Annotated in this window: 2 protein-coding genes; both read left to right on the forward strand. The window is 71.8% G+C overall.

Translation table 11 applies throughout. The features are described from left to right. The first annotated feature begins 285 nt into the window (after positions 1-285). A complete protein-coding gene (locus tag H5J26_RS30840; protein ID WP_309238142.1) occupies positions 286-1,044 on the forward strand; it encodes a TIGR03936 family radical SAM-associated protein in 759 nt (252 codons plus the stop codon). 260 nt (positions 1,045-1,304) lie between these two features. Beyond that, positions 1,305-1,612, forward strand: a 308-nt coding sequence (locus H5J26_RS31120) for a hypothetical protein (RefSeq protein ID WP_210771929.1), incomplete at its 3' end; no start/stop codon positions are given.

Genomic DNA, 1,612 nt, shown 5'->3' on the forward strand with positions numbered 1-1,612 from the left:
CCGAGCTGCGGCGGGCCCTCTTCGGCGCACCGTCCGTGACGAAGCAGAAGCCCCTGTCCGGCGCCGGGCGCGTACCCTGGGTCGCAGGATCACCGCACAACAGCGCGACGACGCCGAACTCATTCGGTTCGAAGCGCGACGATGCGGACTTCCGCACCCTTTGAAGCACGTTCAATCCGTATGCGAAGGGCGGCCCGTCCCCCACGCGGGGCCGCCCGGCACCAGGGAACGAGGAGAGAACCACTGGGCAAGCGACAGCCCGAAGGCCCGCCGCCCGCACCTGCTGTGCAGCGCGTGCGTCTGCGATACACGAAGCGCGGCCGCCTCCGGTTCACCAGTCATCGAGACTTCCAGCGCGCTTTCGAGAGGGCGCTGCGCCGGGCAGGAGTGCCCATGGCCTACTCCGCCGGATTCACCCCGCACCCGAAGGTCTCCTACGCCAATGCCGCACCCACCGGCACCGGCAGCGAGGCCGAGTATCTGGAGATCGCCCTCGTCGAGCAGCGTGACCCGGGCGAGCTCCGTGCCCGCCTGGACGCGTCCATGCCGACCGGGCTCGACATCATCGACGCCGTCGAGGTCCGTACGCCGGACTTCAGCGACCGGCTCGAGGCCTCCGAATGGGAACTCCTGCTCCCCGGGGTCGCCCCCGGAGAGGCGGCCCGGGCCGTCGAGGCGTTCCTGGGGGCGGAGACCGTCGAGGTGGAGAGGCAGACGAAGAAGGGGCTGCGTACGTTCGACGCACGGGCCGCCGTCACCTCGCTGACCTCAGCGGAAGCGTCTGCTGAGACAGGGGGCGATGGTCCCGTGGACGAACCCTGTGCGATACTGCGCCTGGTGGTACGGCACCTGACACCTGCCGTGCGACCCGACGACGTCCTGTCCGGCCTCCGAGCTACGGCCGACCTGGCGCCGCCGGTCCCGGCAGCGGTGACCAGGCTGGCGCAGGGGCCGCTCGATGAGGAGACCGGCACGGTGACCGACCCGTTGGCGCCCGACCGCGACGCACCCCTCGTCGCGACGGCGCCGGGCGGCAGCGCGTAGGCCACGGGCCTAAAGGATCACCGTTGAAAGCGCCACCGCCGACGCAGGCACCAGGGAGCCACCCGGGTCCGCGTCCCGGCAGGCAGGCGCACCGACCAGAAGACTTTTGCCGTAGCCGGGCCGTACGAAATGCCGGAACCGGCGAGTGAGACAACAGCTCCCGTGTGGCGCACGCGCCCCGGAGCACGGCCCCCGAGTGCGGGCCGTGACCGGAACGTAAGAGGCGCGGCGCCCGGGAGCGTGACGGGAGAACCGCCCGCATGCTTGAACCGAACAATGAAAGCGCAGCCGAGGAGAACGCCGAGAAGGCGGAGAAGCTTCAGCAACCGGCGGACCCTGCGCAGCAGTCCGATGCGGCTGCGGCAGAAGCGCCCCCGGCGCCCGCCTCAGGCTTCGCCTCACCCAGCGACACCCTTCCGCCCCGCCGCCGCCGTGCGGCCACCCGCCCGGCGGGACCGCCGGAGCCCGTGGCTGCTCCCGCCGTCGACGACGTGAACGTTTCGCCGGCTCAGGCAGAGGCGATCGGTGCGGCATCGGCCGCCCCCGGTGACTCACCGGCTGACGCGCC

Source organism: Streptomyces albidus (ex Kaewkla and Franco 2022), assembly GCF_013870515.1.
GTDB lineage: Bacteria > Actinomycetota > Actinomycetes > Streptomycetales > Streptomycetaceae > Streptomyces > Streptomyces albidus.